Raw genomic sequence first — 1,498 nt, 5'->3', positions numbered from 1 at the left:
GGGCCTGTTGGTCGATGATCTGCCCGCGCAATCCCAGCAGCACTTCTTCCAGCAGCAGGCCCATGTCCAGCAACTCCACCGGGTCCTGGTGCGCGCGTTGCGTCTGTACGGTCTGGGCCAGATCCAGCAGGGTGGTATCGAGCTGGGTGAGGGACTTGTCGATCAGGGTGACCAACTGGGCCGCGTCCGGCTCGTGCAAGGGGTAGCAGCGGCGCAGCTCATCAAACAGCCCGCGCAGGTTCAGCGAGGGCTGCCGCAGGTCGTGGGAGGCGGCGTACACGAACGTGTCCAGGTCGTGGTGGGCGCGGGAGAGCTCGTTGTACTGGTGCTGCAGAATCTGGTGGAGCTGGTGCTGGTCTTCCACGTCGGTGCCGGTGCCAAACCAGCGGGGGCCCTGCGCATCCTGCAGCTGGCGGGCGCGCATCAGGTGCCAGCGGTAGCGGCCATCCTGGCGCCGCAGCCGGTACTCGCTCTCGTAAGGTTCCCCGGTGGCCACGCACTGCACCCACTGGCGGGCGGCGGCGGCCTGCTCGCTCGGGTGCACCAGGCTCACCCAGCCGGTGGGGCCCAGCTCGTCCTTGTTCAGCCCGGCGTAGGTCAGCATGGTCTGGTTGTAGTAGTTGGCCAACCCCTGGGAAGAGGCCGTCCAGACCAGATCGGCAATGCCATCGGCCAGGAAGCGCAGCTCCGCTTCGCCCCGGCGCAGGGCCTCGGCCAGCTCGCGCTGGTCGTGAATCTCGAGCAGGGCTCCGTGCCAGTGGGCGGGGGGCTCGGGCAGGTGTATTTCCGGCAGCGCCCGGCTCAGCATCCAGCGGTAGTGGCCGTCGTAGCGCCGCAGCCGGTACTCGTAGCTCCAGCCCGTACCGACCCGGCGGGCCATTTCTGCCTCGTAGCCCACCCGGGCCCGGTCGTCAGGATGAATCAGCAGGGGCCAGATGGCTTGCAGGTCGGCCGTGGGGGGCTGGCCGGTGAAGCGGTACCACTGCGGGCTGGCGTAGGTGTAGTGGCCCTGGGCGTCGCGGGTGAAGCTGATGAGCGGGGCCGTCTCGGTGAGCACACGCAGGCGTGCGTCGAGGTGGCGCGTCTGCAGGGCCTGCTCGTGGGCCTGCTGGCGGGCCGCTTCCTGCTCGCTCACATCCAGGGCCAGCAGCAGCAAACCGGCTACCTGGTCCTGCTCGTCGCGGTAGGGCTCCAGGGCCAGATCCAGGTAGCAGGTAGCCGTCGCGTCGTCCGGGGTAGGCTTCAGGCACAGGCAGGCTTTGACCACGTAGGGCTCGCCGGAAGCGTAGACCTGCGCCAGCATCCCGATCACGCTGGCCGGCAGGTGACCGGGATGATCAACGATGCGCTGCCCCGGGGCCTGCGGCCCCACGAGTGCCTGCATGGCCTCATTCACGAAGCCGTAGCGCAACTCGGGCCCTTCCAGGGTGGCTACTCCGGCCGGGAGCCGACGAAAAAGTTGCTCGAAAGGAAGCATACAACCACAGCTACTACCCGC

General features: G+C 68.3%; 1 protein-coding gene. It reads right to left on the bottom strand.

Annotation, left to right across the window (positions count from 1 at the left end; genetic code table 11):
• Positions 1–1,477 (bottom strand): PAS domain-containing protein (locus KLP40_RS21025; protein ID WP_215595807.1); only part of this gene is annotated, 1,477 nt, incomplete at its 3' end.
• Positions 1,478–1,498 lie beyond the last annotated feature (21 nt).

The sequence above is a fragment of the Hymenobacter piscis genome (genome assembly GCF_018760735.1).
In the GTDB taxonomy this organism is placed as follows: domain Bacteria; phylum Bacteroidota; class Bacteroidia; order Cytophagales; family Hymenobacteraceae; genus Hymenobacter; species Hymenobacter piscis.
The sequence above is the reverse complement of the archived record's forward strand: the minus strand, read 5'-3'. Positions and strand labels throughout refer to the sequence as shown.